This window comes from Pseudomonas sp. MIACH, assembly GCF_001269925.1.
Classification (GTDB): domain Bacteria; phylum Pseudomonadota; class Gammaproteobacteria; order Pseudomonadales; family Pseudomonadaceae; genus Aquipseudomonas.
On record NZ_LHVO01000033.1, the window covers coordinates 98,841 to 112,072 of the forward strand.

15 protein-coding genes are annotated in these 13,232 nt (G+C 62.3%); 5 read left to right on the forward strand and 10 right to left on the reverse strand.

What is annotated here, in order from left to right; genetic code table 11:
• The first annotated feature begins 9 nt into the window (after nucleotides 1-9).
• The 4 genes from AD670_RS13575 (at nucleotide 10) to AD670_RS13590 (ending at nucleotide 3,452) form a co-directional block, all read left to right on the forward strand.
• The gene (locus tag AD670_RS13575; protein WP_003193199.1) at nucleotides 10-348 is read left to right on the forward strand and encodes a YbaB/EbfC family nucleoid-associated protein; all 339 of its coding nucleotides are present in this window, start codon (nucleotides 10-12) and stop codon (nucleotides 346-348) included.
• A gap of 133 nt (nucleotides 349-481) precedes the next feature.
• On the forward strand, nucleotides 482-1,516 hold the full coding sequence (locus AD670_RS13580; RefSeq protein ID WP_053132892.1) for an NADP-dependent oxidoreductase: 1,035 nt from the start codon (nucleotides 482-484) through the stop codon (nucleotides 1,514-1,516).
• 66 nt (nucleotides 1,517-1,582) lie between these two features.
• Nucleotides 1,583-2,185 (forward strand): recombination mediator RecR, encoded by a 603-nt coding sequence (recR, locus tag AD670_RS13585; protein WP_027603720.1) that lies wholly within the window; start codon nucleotides 1,583-1,585, stop codon nucleotides 2,183-2,185.
• 118 nt (nucleotides 2,186-2,303) lie between these two features.
• Nucleotides 2,304-3,452: an acyl-CoA dehydrogenase family protein gene (locus AD670_RS13590; protein WP_053132895.1), complete on the forward strand. Its 1,149-nt coding sequence runs from the start codon at nucleotides 2,304-2,306 to the stop codon at nucleotides 3,450-3,452.
• Nucleotides 3,453-3,491: 39 nt separating this feature from the next.
• Here AD670_RS13590 and AD670_RS13595 read toward each other — a convergent pair whose 3' ends face one another.
• Entirely contained in the window at nucleotides 3,492-4,040 is a 549-nt protein-coding gene (locus AD670_RS13595) for an adenine phosphoribosyltransferase (protein ID WP_053132898.1), read from the reverse strand.
• A gap of 79 nt (nucleotides 4,041-4,119) precedes the next feature.
• Nucleotides 4,120-4,854: a fumarate/nitrate reduction transcriptional regulator Fnr gene (gene fnr / locus AD670_RS13600; RefSeq protein ID WP_053132901.1), complete on the reverse strand. Its 735-nt coding sequence runs from the start codon at nucleotides 4,852-4,854 to the stop codon at nucleotides 4,120-4,122.
• Nucleotides 4,855-5,006: 152 nt separating this feature from the next.
• On the opposite strand from fnr, the gene AD670_RS13605 reads away from it, so the two are divergent.
• The gene (locus AD670_RS13605; protein ID WP_053132904.1) at nucleotides 5,007-5,468 is read left to right on the forward strand and encodes a hypothetical protein; all 462 of its coding nucleotides are present in this window, start codon (nucleotides 5,007-5,009) and stop codon (nucleotides 5,466-5,468) included.
• Here AD670_RS13605 and hemN read toward each other — a convergent pair whose 3' ends face one another.
• From hemN to AD670_RS13645, 8 genes are all read right to left on the reverse strand, one after another.
• A complete protein-coding gene (gene hemN, locus AD670_RS13610; RefSeq protein WP_053132907.1) occupies nucleotides 5,469-6,851 on the reverse strand; it encodes an oxygen-independent coproporphyrinogen III oxidase in 1,383 nt (460 codons plus the stop codon).
• Between the two features lie 102 nt (nucleotides 6,852-6,953).
• Nucleotides 6,954-7,637 (reverse strand): sulfite exporter TauE/SafE family protein, encoded by a 684-nt coding sequence (locus AD670_RS13615; RefSeq protein ID WP_053132911.1) that lies wholly within the window; start codon nucleotides 7,635-7,637, stop codon nucleotides 6,954-6,956.
• Nucleotides 7,630-7,848, reverse strand: a complete 219-nt coding sequence (gene ccoS, locus AD670_RS13620; RefSeq protein ID WP_053132914.1) for a cbb3-type cytochrome oxidase assembly protein CcoS — start codon at nucleotides 7,846-7,848, stop codon at nucleotides 7,630-7,632. The genes AD670_RS13615 and ccoS overlap by 8 nt, the downstream gene beginning before the upstream one ends.
• Before the next feature lie 22 nt (nucleotides 7,849-7,870).
• Entirely contained in the window at nucleotides 7,871-10,321 is a 2,451-nt protein-coding gene (locus tag AD670_RS13625; protein ID WP_053132916.1) for a heavy metal translocating P-type ATPase, read from the reverse strand.
• Nucleotides 10,322-10,329: 8 nt separating this feature from the next.
• On the reverse strand, nucleotides 10,330-10,869 hold the full coding sequence (locus AD670_RS13630; protein WP_053132919.1) for a FixH family protein: 540 nt from the start codon (nucleotides 10,867-10,869) through the stop codon (nucleotides 10,330-10,332).
• Nucleotides 10,870-10,900: 31 nt separating this feature from the next.
• Nucleotides 10,901-12,316 carry a cytochrome c oxidase accessory protein CcoG gene (gene ccoG, locus AD670_RS13635; protein ID WP_053132922.1) on the reverse strand — a complete coding sequence of 472 codons (1,416 nt, stop codon included), beginning with the start codon at nucleotides 12,314-12,316 and terminating at the stop codon, nucleotides 10,901-10,903.
• Between the two features lie 207 nt (nucleotides 12,317-12,523).
• A complete protein-coding gene (locus tag AD670_RS13640; protein ID WP_053132925.1) occupies nucleotides 12,524-12,934 on the reverse strand; it encodes a type II toxin-antitoxin system VapC family toxin in 411 nt (136 codons plus the stop codon).
• Nucleotides 12,934-13,188 (reverse strand): type II toxin-antitoxin system Phd/YefM family antitoxin, encoded by a 255-nt coding sequence (locus AD670_RS13645; protein WP_053132928.1) that lies wholly within the window; start codon nucleotides 13,186-13,188, stop codon nucleotides 12,934-12,936. Before AD670_RS13645 ends, AD670_RS13640 begins: the two co-directional genes overlap by 1 nt.
• Nucleotides 13,189-13,232: the final 44 nt, after the last annotated feature.

A 13,232-nucleotide genomic window follows, 5' to 3' on the forward strand; every position in this document is an offset into this window, starting at 1 on the left:
GTAATTCCCATGATGAAAGGTGGCATGGCCGGCCTGATGAAGCAGGCACAGCAGATGCAGGAAAAGATGGCCAAGATGCAGGAAGAACTGGCCAACGCCGAAGTCACCGGTAAGGCCGGTGGCGATATGGTCAGCGTCGTGATGACCGGGCGTCACGACATCAAGCGCGTGAGCATCGACCCAAGCGTATTGCCAGGCGTGGGCGAAGATGACCTGGAAATGCTCGAAGCGCTGTTTGCTGCGGCGGTCAACGACGCGGTGCGCAAGATCGAAGCCAACAGCCAGGACAAAATGTCCGGCGTGACCGCTGGCATGCAACTGCCACCGGGCATGAAGCTGCCGTTCTGATCGGCAGGTTTTAGCTAGACTCCAATGCCAGGCCCCGTGCCTGGCATTTTTGTTTGTGCCAATCCGATCGAACCCTGGCACGGCACGCATGGTCTGCACCCTGTACCGATGTATTCGATAAAGGAGCCCCTTCATGCCTCAAGAACCGACATTGAACCAGCGCATTGTCCTGGTCTCACGCCCCCAAGGCGCCCCCACCCCGGAAAACTTCCGCCTGGAACGGGTGACCTTGCCGGAGTTGGCAGACGGCCAGGTCCTGCTGAAGACCCTGTACCTGTCCCTTGACCCCTACATGCGCGGGCGCATGAGCGACGCACCTTCCTACGCGGCGCCGGTGGAAATCGACGAGGTGATGACCGGTGGCGCTGTCAGCCGTATCGAGCAGTCGCGTAATCCTAAGTTCGAGGTGGGTGACCTGGTCGTGGGCGCCACCGGTTGGCAGAGCCACAGCATTTCCGACGGCCGTAACCTGGTCCCCGTGCCTAACGGCCTGGCCAGCCCTTCCATGGCGCTCGGTGTGCTGGGCATGCCAGGCATGACCGCGTACATGGGCCTGATGGACATCGGCCAGCCCAAGGCCGGTGAAACCCTGGTAGTGGCCGCAGCGTCCGGCGCCGTGGGTTCGGTGGTCGGCCAGGTGGCCAAGCTCAAGGGCCTGCGTGTGGTCGGGATTGCGGGCGGTGCCGACAAGTGCCGCTACGTGGTGGACGAACTGGGCTTTGATGCCTGCATCGACCACAAGAGCTCGACGTTTGCCGATGACTTGGCCCAGGCGTGCTTCAAGGGCGTGGACATCTACTTTGAGAACGTCGGCGGCAAGGTCTTCGATGCGGTGGTGCCTTTGCTCAACCCCAGGGCCCGTATTCCGCTGTGCGGCCTGATCGCCGGCTATAACGCCCACGAAGCCCCCAGCGGGCCGGATCGTTTGCCGGCGCTGCAGCGTACCTTGCTGACCAAGCGCGTGCGGATCCAGGGCTTTATCGTGTTTGACGACTACGGTGATCGCCAGCCCGAGTTCCTCAGCGCCATGGCGCCGTGGGTGCGCGATGGCAAGATCAAGTTTCGCGAAGACGTGGTGGAGGGCCTGGAGCAGGCGCCCGAAGCCTTTATCGGTTTGCTGGAGGGGCGTAACTTCGGCAAGTTGGTGGTGCGGGTCGCGCAGGATTGACCATTTGACGCTAATCCGGGGCGCGGGTATAAACCGCGTCTCGTTGTTTTGTCGGACCATTCGCCCATGAGCTTCAGCCCCCTGATTCGCCAACTGATCGACGCCCTGCGCACCCTGCCGGGTGTCGGCCAGAAAACCGCCCAACGCATGGCGCTGCAACTGCTGGAGCGTGATCGCAGTGGCGGTACACGGTTGGCCCAGGCCCTGAGCCAGGCCATGACTGGGGTGGGCCACTGCCGCCAGTGCCGTACCCTCACCGAAGAAGAGCTCTGCCCGCAATGCGCCGACCCGCGCCGCGACGACACGCTGCTGTGCGTGGTAGAAGGGCCGATGGACGTGTACGCGGTGGAGCAGACCGGTTATCGCGGGCGCTACTTTGTGCTCAAGGGCCACCTCTCGCCGCTCGATGGCCTGGGACCGGAGGCCATCGGCATTCCGCAGTTAGTTGCGCGGATTGAAGAGCAGGGCACCTTTACCGAGGTGATCCTGGCCACCAACCCGACCGTGGAAGGTGAAGCCACCGCGCATTACATCGCCCAACTGCTGAGCAACAAAGGCCTGGTCACTTCGCGCATCGCCCATGGCGTGCCGCTGGGTGGCGAGTTGGAGCTGGTGGACGGCGGCACGTTGGCGCATTCCTTCGCCGGCCGAAAACCCATCGCCCTCTAACGATCAGCACAAATCAATGTGGGATTGGGCTTGCCCCCTCCCACATTTGATTTGCGCATGGCTTGATAACCAAGCAAGCGCTTGGTAATTTCGCTCCACCTCACCGTGGAGCTTGCCGATGTCTGCCTATCAGGACTACTTCGACCCCAGCCACCAATTGGTCCGCGACAGCGTGCGTCGTTTCGTCGAGCGCGAGGTGTTGCCGGACGTCGAGCAGTGGGAGGAGGCGGAAAGCTTTCCCCGTGAGTTGTACCTCAAGGCGGGGGCGGCCGGGGTACTCGGTATTGGCTACCCCGAAGCGCTGGGCGGCAGTCACGAAGGTGATCTGTTCGCCAAGGTGGCCGCCAGCGAGGAGTTGATGCGCTGCGGTTCCGGCGGCGTGGTCGCAGGGTTGGGCTCGCTGGATATTGGCTTGCCGCCTGTCGTCAAATGGGCGCGGCCTGAGGTGCGCGAGCGGGTGGCGCCCCTGGTGCTGTCGGGGGAGAAGATCATCGCCCTGGCGGTTACCGAGCCCAGCGGCGGCTCCGACGTGGCCAACCTGCACACCCGCGCCGTCCGCGACGGGGAGCATTACCGGGTCAGCGGCAGCAAGACCTTTATCACCAGCGGCATCCGTGCCGACTTCTATACCGTGGCCGTACGCACTGGCGCACCGGGCTTTGGCGGCATCAGCCTGTTGCTGATCGAGAAGGGCACTGCGGGTTTCACCGTCGGCCAACCGCTGAAGAAAATGGGCTGGTGGGCGTCGGACACCGCTGAATTGTTCTTCGACGATTGCCGCGTGCCCGTCGGCAACCTGATCGGCGCCGAGAACATGGGCTTTGCCTGCATCATGGGTAACTTCCAGAGCGAGCGCCTGGCTTTGGCCCTTATGGCCAATATGACTGCGCAGATGGCCTTGGAGGAAAGTCTCAAATGGGCCACCCAGCGCGAAGCGTTCGGCAAGCCTATCGGCAAATTCCAGGTGCTCAAGCATCGCCTGGCGGAAATGGCCACCGCGGTGGAAGTCTCGCGGGAGTTCACCTACCGCCAGGCGGCGAAAATGGCCGCTGGCATCAGTGTGATCAAGGAGATCTCGATGGCCAAGAACCTCGCCACCGACACCGCCGACCGCGTCACCTATGACGCCGTGCAGATCCTGGGCGGCCAGGGCTACATGCGCGGCAGCCTGGTGGAGCGGCTGTATCGCGACAACCGCATCCTGTCCATCGGCGGCGGCACCCGCGAAGTGATGAATGAAATCATCAGCAAGCAGATGGGGTTGTGAGGGCGGGCTTGCCCCCGGCAGCGTCAGTCCGGGCAACCGTTACCGTTCGGTCAGCGCAAACTGCGTCAGGCAAAAAGTGGGAATCCCCATATCTTCCAGGCGCTGCGAGCCTCCCAGTTCCGGCAGATCAATGATCGCCGCCGCTTCAAAGATCTTCGCCCCCATGCGCCGTACCAGGTTCGCCGCCGCGATCAAGGTACCGCCCGTGGCGATCAGGTCATCGAACATCAGCACTGAATCACCCTCGCACAGGCTGTCGGCGTGCACTTCCAGGAATGCTTCGCCATATTCGGTCTGGTAACCCTCGGACAGCACGTCAGCCGGCAGCTTGCCCTGCTTGCGGAACAGGATCAGCGGCTTGTTCAGTTGATAGGCGATGATCGAACCGATCAGGAAGCCTCGCGCATCCATCGCGCCGATATGGCTGAAGTCAGCCTCGACGTAGCGATGGGCAAAGGTGTCCGCCACCAGGCGCAGGGCCTTGGGCGATTGGAACAGGGGCGTGATGTCACGAAAGATCACCCCAGGCTTGGGGAAGTCGATGACGGGGCGGATCAGGGATTTGATGTCGAACGAATCGAAAGTCATCGTCGAAGAGTCCTGGGCGGAAAACGGACTCGAAGTATACCTGCGGCCTCGTCGATTGGCGCGGCCGCAAGTGTCTGCATCAGCCTTCTAAAGAACCACCGGCCAGTGCGCACAGTTGGATCGGGTCGAGGATGTGCACTTCTTTGCCTTCGGCGGCCAGCAGGTCGTTCTGCTGGAAGCGGGTAAATACGCGGGACACGGTTTCCACCGCCAGGCCCAGGTAATTGCCGATTTCGTTGCGCGACATGCTCAGGCGGAACTGGTTGGCCGAGAACCCACGGGCACGGAACCGCGCCGACAGGTTGACCAGGAAGGTCGCGATGCGCTCGTCGGCGGTTTTCTTCGACAGCAGCAACATCATCTGCTGGTCGTCACGAATCTCGCGGCTCATCACCCGCATCAGCTGACGGCGCAGTTGTGGCAGTTGCAGGGCCAGTTCGTCCAGGCGCTCGAAGGGGATTTCGCACACCGATGTGGTCTCCAGGGCCTGGGCCGACACCGGGTGAATCTCGGTGTCCATGCCCGATAACCCGACCAACTCGCTGGGCAGGTGGAAGCCGGTGATCTGCTCTTCGCCGCCGTCGCTCAGGCTGAAGGTCTTCAGCGCGCCCGAACGTACTGCATAGACGGAATCGAACTTGTCGCCCTGGCGAAACAGAAACTCGCCTTTCTTGAGCGGGCGACCACGTTTAACGATCTCGTCCAACGCTTCCATGTCTTCCAGATTCAGCGAAAGTGGCAGGCAGAGGGGGGCCAGGCTGCAATCCTTGCAGTGAGCCTGGCTGTGAGCGCGCAGTTTGACTGGCTCGGACATTTCTTAGATCCTTGTGGGAAAACACACATAAGACGTAAGGGTACCGCACTGGGGGGAGGGGAGGCCAGCGTGTACAAAAAACAGGCAGCGGTATAAAGCTTTTTGTATCGATGCCGATACAAGGGGCACATCTATCCGTCGGAGCTTGGACCATGTCTGTTATCGCGGCTTACAACCCTGCCATCCGTGTACCCAGCGTGCCGGACGCAAAGCCCACTGCCACGGCCAAGGAAACTCCGTCCGCGACCGCGCCTGAAACCAAAGTGGTTGAAGGGGTTACGGTGACTATTTCCGGTGAAGCGTTCAAGGCGGCCGGTGCGAGCAAAAGCGCGAATGCCGATATCGACGACAGCGGCCTGGACGATAGCGTCAAAGAAGTGCTGAAAATGATCCGTAAACTGAAACAGCAGATCGCCGAGAAAATGGCTGAGCTCCAGGCGATCGCGGCTGACAAAAGCTTGACCCCGGAACAGGCTCGGGCCAAGACCGCCAGTGTGCAGGGCGCCATCAGTTCCTTGCAGGCAGGCTTGATGACGGCCCAGACCTCCCTGGCCAAAGCGATGAAAACCATGAGCGCCGATGACGCGCTCAAAGCCGCTTCGTTGTCGATGTAACTAGATCACCCGCGAAAACCGCTGCCGGTTCTGATGCTCCAGGTACGCGTCGAACACCATGCATACCGAACGCACCAGCAGCCGTCCGGCGGGCAGCACGCGAATGCCTTGGGCATCCAACTCGATCAGGCCGTCCTCGGCCATCACCTCCAGTTGTGGCCAGACTTCGTCGAAATACCCGCGAAAATCTATCGTGAACGCCTGTTCTATCGGTTCGAAGTCCAGGCTGAAATTGCAGATCAACTGCTGAATCACTTCCCGCCGTAACCGATCGTCCGTGGTGCAGACCAAGCCACGGCTGGTCGCCAGCTGCGCGCTGGCCAGGGCGGTCTGATAACCGTTGAGGTCGCTGCTGTTCTGGCAATACAGGTCGCCGATCTGGCTGATGGCTGATACGCCAAGCCCGATCAGGTCGCAATGGCCATGGGTGGTGTAGCCCTGGAAATTGCGCTGCAGGGTGCCGTCCTCCTGGGCGACGGCCAGTTCGTCGTCCGGCAAGGCGAAGTGGTCCATGCCGATGTAGCGATAGCCCGCTTGGGTCAATTGTTCGATGGTGGTTTGCAGCATGAGCAGCTTGGATTCCGGCGACGGCAAATCCTCGCTGTTGATCCTTCGCTGGGGCATGAAGCGCTCCGGCAAATGCGCGTAGTTGAACACCGACAGACGGTCCGGCTGCAGCTTGATCACTTCCTCCACGGTGCGCGCGAAGTTGATCGGCGTCTGCTTGGGCAGGCCGTAGATCAGGTCGATATTGATCGAGCGAAATTGCAGGGTGCGCGCCGCGTCGATCACCGCACGGGTTTCTTCCAGGCTTTGCAGGCGGTTGACCGCGCGCTGCACCTCGGGGTCGAGGTCTTGCAGGCCGATACTCACGCGGTTGAAGCCCAGTTCCCGCAGCAGCCCCATGGTCGCCCAGTCAGCTTCGCGGGGGTCGATCTCGATGCTGTAGTCGCCGGAGTCATCGTCGAGCAGGTTGAAGTGCTGGCGCAGGCTGCCCATGACCTGACGCAGTTCGTCGTGGCTGAGAAAGGTCGGGGTGCCACCGCCGAAGTGCAGTTGTTCAACCGACTGTTTCGGATCGAGGTGGCAGGCCACCAACTGAATCTCCTGCTCCAGGCGTTGCAGATAGGCCTGGGCGCGACCGCGGTCCTTGGTGATCACCTTGTTGCACGCGCAGTAGTAGCAAATGTTCGCGCAGAACGGCACATGCACATACAGCGACAACGGTCGCGTGGCCTTGCGGCTTTCGCGCAGGGCGTGGAGCAGGTCGAAGGTGCCGACCTGGCTGTCGAATTGTACGGCGGTGGGGTAGGACGTGTAGCGCGGTCCCGCCAGGTCGTAGCGGTGAATCAGATCGGTGTCCCAACGAATGGCGTCGAGCATGCGGGCATTCCCCGGATAGGCTGGTAGGCCGAGTCTAGGGGCGTGGCCGGTATGGCATGTTGATTTGCATCAACGGGGAGCGGCGCTATGCCACATAGCCTTTTAGTGGCCCATCAGCCAGTGCTGGTGCGGACCTGGCAGGGTCCAGAGACCGAAAATAATCACCAGCAGGCCACCGGCCATACGCACGCTGCGCTTGCGCAATAACGCGGTCACGCGTTCGGCCGCCAACCCGGTCGCCAGCAGTACCGGCCACGTGCCTAAGCCAAAAGCCAGCATCAGCAACGCACTGTCCAGCGCATTGCCCTGGCTGGCGGCCCACAGCAGGGTGCTGTAGACCAGCCCGCACGGCAACCAGCCCCACAGCGCGCCCAGCAGCAATGCGCGCGGTAGGCTGGACACCGGCAGCAAACGGTTGGCGACGGGCTGTATATAGCGCCACAGGCCGCGTCCGAGGCTTTCGATGCGGGTCAGGCCGCTCCACCAGCCGGCCAGGTACAGGCCCATGCAGATCAGCAATAATCCGGCGAGCACGCGCATGAACAGGGCCGCCGGGCTGTTGGCCACGGCCCAGCCGGCCAGGCCAATCAATAACCCGGCCGTGGCATAGCTGAGGATGCGTCCCAGGTTGTACGCCAGCAACAGGCGGAACCGGCGGCTACGTTGCTCCTTGGGAATCGCCAGGGTCAGCGCGCCCATCAGCCCGCCGCACATGCCCAGGCAATGGCCGCCGCCCAGCAGGCCGAGGATCAGCGCGGAAACCAGCAGCGGCGCCAGCTCAAGCATGGGGTGGGTCTTTGGGCGTGGGCGGTTGCTCGGGGCCGTTGGCTTCGTCGACGGCCGCGAGGTGGTTCGGATCCTGGTCGTCGAACAGCACGCTGTGGGCCGGGCCGTCGAGGTCGTCGTACTGGCCGCTGTCCACCGCCCAGAAGAAGATGTAGATGGCCACGCCCACTAACAGCAGCGCCGCCGGAATCATCACGTATAGAGCTGGCATCTGCACTCCATGCCCGCGCGGCTCAAGCCGGCAGCGGACGGGTTACCAAAGGGGCGCTGGTGGCCTGCGCACTCGGCAGGCGAGTCAGGCGCAGGGCGTTGAGCACCACGGTCAACGAACTGAGGGACATGCCGATGGCCGCCCAGATCGGGGTGATCCAGCCAAGGGCCGCAAACGGCAACATAAGGCCATTGTACAGCCCGGCCCACAGCAGGTTTTCAATGATTACCCGGCGGGTGCGTCGCGCCAGGCTAAAGGCCTGCACCAGCGCGTCGAGGCGATTGGACAGCAGCACCGCATCGGCGCTGGTCTTGGCCAGGTCGGTGGCCGAGCCCATGGCCACGCTGATGTCGGCGGCGGCCAGCACGGGCACATCGTTGACACCGTCGCCAAGCATCAGCACCTTGCGGCCTTCCCTGCGCAGTTGTTGCAGCGCCTGCAGCTTGTCGTCGGGGCGCAGGCCGCCGTGGGCTTCATCAATGCCCAGTTCAGCGGCGACGCTGGCGACCATCGGCGAACTGTCCCCCGACAGCAGCAGGGTGCGCCAACCGCGCGCCTTGCAGGCGGCCAACAACGCGGGGGCATCGCTGCGCAGACGGTCGTCAAGCACGAACCAGGCAAGGGCGCCGTCGCGGTCGCCCAGCAGCAGCCATTGGCCGGCCTCCTCCGGGGCGGCAGGGATCGGGCAACCGCTGAGTGCGCAGACAAACCCCGGCTGGCCGATGCGCAACTGGCGGCTGCCGACACGCCCTTCCAGGCCGAGGCCGGGGGAACTGAGCACCTCGTCAGCGGCCAGAGGCGCACGGCCGAAAGCACGGGCAATCGGGTGCTCGGAGCGGTTTTCCAGGGCGGCGGCGAGGCCCAGGCACTCGTCGCTGTTCAGGGCGGTCAGGGGGCGGATCGCTTTCAGCGCCAGGCGGCCTTCGGTGAGGGTGCCGGTTTTGTCGAAAATCACCGTGTCGATCTGGTTCAGGCCTTCGAGCACATGGCCACGGGTCAGCAATAGCCCGAGCTTGTGCAGGGTACCCGTCGCGGCGGTCAGGGCGGTCGGCGTGGCCAGGGACAGCGCACAGGGGCAGGTCGCGACCAGCATCGCCAGCACGATCCAGAATGCCCGCGATGAATCCAACTGCCACCACAGCAGGCCGATCACTGCCGCAGCAATCAGCGAGCCCAGCAGGAACCACTGCGCGGCGCGGTCGGCGATCTGCGCCAGGCGCGGCTTCTCGGCCTGGGCCCGTTCCAGCAGGCGCACGATGGCGGACAGGCGGGTCTCGTGGCCCAAGGCGCGTACTTCGACGGTCAGCGCTCCCTCCACGTTCAGGGTGCCGGCGGTGACGGCGTCGCCGGTGTGGCGCGGTAGCGGCAGGTACTCACCGGTGAGCAGCGACTCATCGATGCTGGACCGGCCGTCGAGGATCACCCCATCGGCCGGCAGAACCGCGCCCGGATGCACCAGCACGCGGTCGCCGAGTGCCAGTTCGCTCAACAGAATACGTTCGCTCTGACCGTCACCTTTGAGGCGCAGGCATGAAGCGGGCAGCAGGTTGACCAACTGCGCGGTGGCGGCGGCCGTACGTTCCCTGGCGCGGCGCTCCAGGTACCGACCGGCCAGCAGGAACAGCGCAAACATGCCCACCGCATCGAAATACAACTCGCCCACGCCGGTGATCGCGGTCCAGATCCCGGCCAGGTAAGCCCCGCCAATCGCCAGGGATACCGACACGTCCATGGTCAGGTGGCGGGTGCGCAGATCGCGCATGGCACCCTTGAAGAAGGGCGCGCAGCTGTAGAACACGATGGGCGTTGTCAGAAACATCGCCACCCAGCGCAGGATCACATGCAGTTCGGGACTCAGGTCGATATTGAATTCCGGCCAGGTGGCCATGGTTGCCATCATCGCCTGGAACCACAGCAATCCGGCGACCCCCAACTGGCGCAGGGCCAGGCGGTTTTCGCTGGCCAGTTGCTCGGCCGCGCGGTCGGCTTGATACGGGTGGGCGGCGTAGCCGATATGGCGCAGTTCACTGAGCACCTGGCTCAACGGCAATTGCCCGTCGGCCCAGCGCACCTGCAGGCGATGGTTGGACAGGTTCAGCCGCGCCTCGGCCACGGCGGGCAGGCTGCGTAGGTGTTTTTCGATCAACCAGCCACAGGCGGCGCAACTGATGCCTTCCATCAACAGGGTGGTTTCGGCGAGGTCGCCCTCATGGTGCACGAAGGGTTTTTGCACGTCGGCGCGGTCATACAGCGCCAGTTCGTCCACCAGTTGCACCGGCAGCGTCTCGGGGTTGGCCGAGGCTTCGCTGCGGTGCTGGTAATAGCTTTCCAGCCCACCGGCCACAATCGCTTCGGCCACGGCCTGGCAGCCGGGGCAGCACAGCTCGCGGCGCTCGCCGAGGATCACGGCGGTGAACCGACTGCCGGACGGGACGGGCAGGGCGCAGTGGTAGCAGGGGGTTGGGCTGGTCATGGGCGCTGCTATTTTTTCAGGTCTTCAGCACCCAGCAACGGTTCATCACCCAGCAGCAAGTCCTTGTCGTGGCTGACTTCTTCTTCCTCGAACAGGCGCCAGGTCTTGTCGCCTTCCACACCCAGCAATTCCACGAAGCGGCGGCCTTCGACCTTGTCGGTGACCTGGCCGATGTAGCGCCCCGGTTCGCTGTCGCTGCGGATCAGGTTGATCTTGCGATCCTTCTCTGGCTGGGTCGGGGAGATCAGGTTCAGTTCCAGGGTGTTGGGGTTGCTGTAGCCGGTGAGTTGCAGCTCGACTTCGCCGGTCAGCTCATCCAGGTGCAGCTTGGCGCGCAGTTGCAGGGTCTGGGCCAGCCGCTCGCGGTCCAGGGAGCGGTTGATGCCTTTGCCGGCCTCGTAGTAGTTGTCGTTGACCAGGTTGTCCGGGTTGTTCACCGCGATGGTCACCATGGACAAGGTCAAGGTCACCGAGCAGGCCAGGATCCCAATGATGATCCAGGGCCAGAGGTGCTTGTACCAAGGGCTTGCGGCAGTGGCTACGGGCATTGTTCTGCTCTCTATTAACGAAGCTTTCTATTTAACGAACCTGGGGGCCGATGAATCGGCTCTTGGCTTCAATATGGACACTGGCGTCATCGGCATCCTTGAGGATGAACGTCACCTCGTTGGTACTCGACGGCAGTTGCTCCGGTGCACTCGACAGCTCCACCGGCATGCTGACGATATCGCCCGCCGCCACTTTGATTTCACGTCGACCTTGCAGCTTGAGGTCCGGCAGGCCGGCGGCGTCGAGCACGTAGGTGTGATCGCGCTGGTCCTTGTTCATGATCTTCAGGCTGTAGACGTTTTCGATGCGGCCTTCGGCGTTTTCGCGGTACAGCACGCGGTCTTTGCTCACATCGAAGCCCACCAGCGAACGCATGAAAAACGCGGCGGCCAACAGGCTGATCATCGCCAGCAACACCAGGGCATAACCGATCAGGCGTGGACGCAACTTGTGGGTTTTCTGCCCGGACAGGTTGTGCTCGGTGGTGTAGCTGATCAGGCCCCGCGGGTACTCCATCTTGTCCATGATGTTGTCGCAGGCATCGATACAGGCGGCGCAACCGATGCACTCGATTTGCAGGCCGTCGCGGATGTCGATACCGGTGGGGCATACCTGTACGCACATCGTACAGTCGATGCAGTCGCCCAGGCCCTGGGCCTGGTAGTCGGTACCTTTTTTACGCGGGCCACGCACTTCGCCGCGACGTGGGTCGTAGGAGACGATCAGGGTGTCCTTGTCGAACATCACGCTCTGGAAGCGCGCGTACGGGCACATGTAGATGCACACCTGTTCACGCAGCCAACCGGCGTTGCCATAGGTGGCGAGGGTGAAGAAGCCAACCCAGAAATACGACCAACCATCGGCCTGGCCGGTGAAGAAGTCGAACACCAGTTCGCGGATCGGCGAGAAGTAGCCGACGAAGGTCATGCCGGTGACAAAACCGATCAACAGCCACAGGGTGTGCTTGCTGAATTTGCGCAGGAACTTGTTGGCGCCCATCGGCGCCTTGTCCAGCTTGATGCGCTGGTTGCGGTCGCCTTCGGTGACCTTTTCGCACCACATGAAGATCCACGTCCACACGCTTTGCGGGCAGGTATAACCACACCACACGCGGCCGGCGTACACCGTGATAAAGAACAGGCCAAATGCCGCGACGATCAGGATGCCCGAGAGCAGGATGAAGTCCTGGGGCCAGAAGGTCGCGCCAAAAATAAAGAACTTACGTTCCGGCAGGTTCCACCACACTGCCTGGTGACCACCCCAGTTCAGCCACACCGTGCCGAAGTAGAGCAGGAACAGACCGGCGCCGCCGAGCATGCGCAGGTTGCGGAACAGGCCGGTGAAGGCACGGGTGTAGATTTTCTCTCGCGACGCGTAGAGATCGACGGATGGATTCGAGTTTTTGGCAGGCGGGGTAACGTCATGTACCGGTATCTGGTTGCTCATCATTGCATCCCACGGCGGTGGAGATTTGCCTCGGCCAGTACGTGCCAACCGGGGTCAAATTAAGGGTGTTGCAGTGGCGTAATGATACGCCCCCGGTGGCGCTCAAAGGGTGCGACCTTTGGTCGCGTTGGGGGAAATCAATTGATGGTGTACGTGATCTGGATCAATTGACTTGGGAAGTATGGACGGTTTTTGTGGGGGAGGCGGTCATTCGTCCCAAGGATTGATCAGTGGAACGCCGCTGGATTTGAAGTCGCTGACGTTACGCGTGACAACCGTGAGCCCATGCACCAGCGCGGTCGCGGCAATTAATGCGTCACTTTCATTGGCGCGGTCCGGCACATGCAAGTGTGCGCAACGCAACGCGACTGCAGCATCGACGGGTAGGATTCTGGCATCAAAGGCCGGCATCACATGACGCTTGAGCCAGGTTCGCAACACCTTCCCCTGAGCCGGGTCTCGCCGCTCAATGCGCAAGACCCCGGTTTCCAATTCTTTCAGAGTGATTGCCGAAATAAACATACGCGGTGCGATGACACTTTTGGCCCAGGCGACCACATTCGCATCAGCCTGGGGTTTACGAAGTTCAGAGATTACGTTGGTGTCGAGTAGATACATCAAGAGAGGTCCACGGGTCGATGAGTGATCACGGCACGTTCGGTTTCGAAGTCGATATCGGCCGCTTCCGGCATCACCAGCAGGTCAACGATGTCCACATTGAGACCTGTCAGCTTTTGGTAGTCCTCAATGCTTAGCAGTACATGGGCAGGCTTGCCGCGATCGGTGATAAAAACCGGGCCTTGGCGAGCGGCTTTTTTGGCACCGCTTGTGTCTTGATTGAATTCGCGACTGGAAATGGTGGTGATAGTCATGGTGCGCCTCCCCGGAGCGGGCTGAATGTAGTTACGTTACTACG

Excerpts from the sequence above, each read along its gene's own strand:
- fnr (WP_053132901.1), bottom strand. The coding sequence starts at position 4,854 with ATGTCCGAGCCAGTCAAACTGCGCGCTCACAGCCAGGCTCACTGCAAG.
- AD670_RS13605 (WP_053132904.1), top strand. The coding sequence starts at position 5,007 with ATGTCTGTTATCGCGGCTTACAACCCTGCCATCCGTGTACCCAGCGTG.
- AD670_RS13640 (WP_053132925.1), bottom strand. The coding sequence starts at position 12,934 with ATGTATCTACTCGACACCAACGTAATCTCTGAACTTCGTAAACCCCAG.
- AD670_RS13595 (WP_053132898.1), bottom strand. The coding sequence starts at position 4,040 with ATGACTTTCGATTCGTTCGACATCAAATCCCTGATCCGCCCCGTCATC.
- AD670_RS13625 (WP_053132916.1), bottom strand. The coding sequence starts at position 10,321 with ATGACCAGCCCAACCCCCTGCTACCACTGCGCCCTGCCCGTCCCGTCC.
- AD670_RS13580 (WP_053132892.1), top strand. The coding sequence starts at position 482 with ATGCCTCAAGAACCGACATTGAACCAGCGCATTGTCCTGGTCTCACGC.
- ccoS (WP_053132914.1), bottom strand. The coding sequence starts at position 7,848 with ATGCCAGCTCTATACGTGATGATTCCGGCGGCGCTGCTGTTAGTGGGC.
- hemN (WP_053132907.1), bottom strand. The coding sequence starts at position 6,851 with ATGCTCGACGCCATTCGTTGGGACACCGATCTGATTCACCGCTACGAC.
- AD670_RS13575 (WP_003193199.1), top strand. The coding sequence starts at position 10 with ATGATGAAAGGTGGCATGGCCGGCCTGATGAAGCAGGCACAGCAGATG.
- recR (WP_027603720.1), top strand. The coding sequence starts at position 1,583 with ATGAGCTTCAGCCCCCTGATTCGCCAACTGATCGACGCCCTGCGCACC.
- ccoG (WP_053132922.1), bottom strand. The coding sequence starts at position 12,316 with ATGAGCAACCAGATACCGGTACATGACGTTACCCCGCCTGCCAAAAAC.
- AD670_RS13645 (WP_053132928.1), bottom strand. The coding sequence starts at position 13,188 with ATGACTATCACCACCATTTCCAGTCGCGAATTCAATCAAGACACAAGC.
- AD670_RS13615 (WP_053132911.1), bottom strand. The coding sequence starts at position 7,637 with ATGCTTGAGCTGGCGCCGCTGCTGGTTTCCGCGCTGATCCTCGGCCTG.
- AD670_RS13630 (WP_053132919.1), bottom strand. The coding sequence starts at position 10,869 with ATGCCCGTAGCCACTGCCGCAAGCCCTTGGTACAAGCACCTCTGGCCC.
- AD670_RS13590 (WP_053132895.1), top strand. The coding sequence starts at position 2,304 with ATGTCTGCCTATCAGGACTACTTCGACCCCAGCCACCAATTGGTCCGC.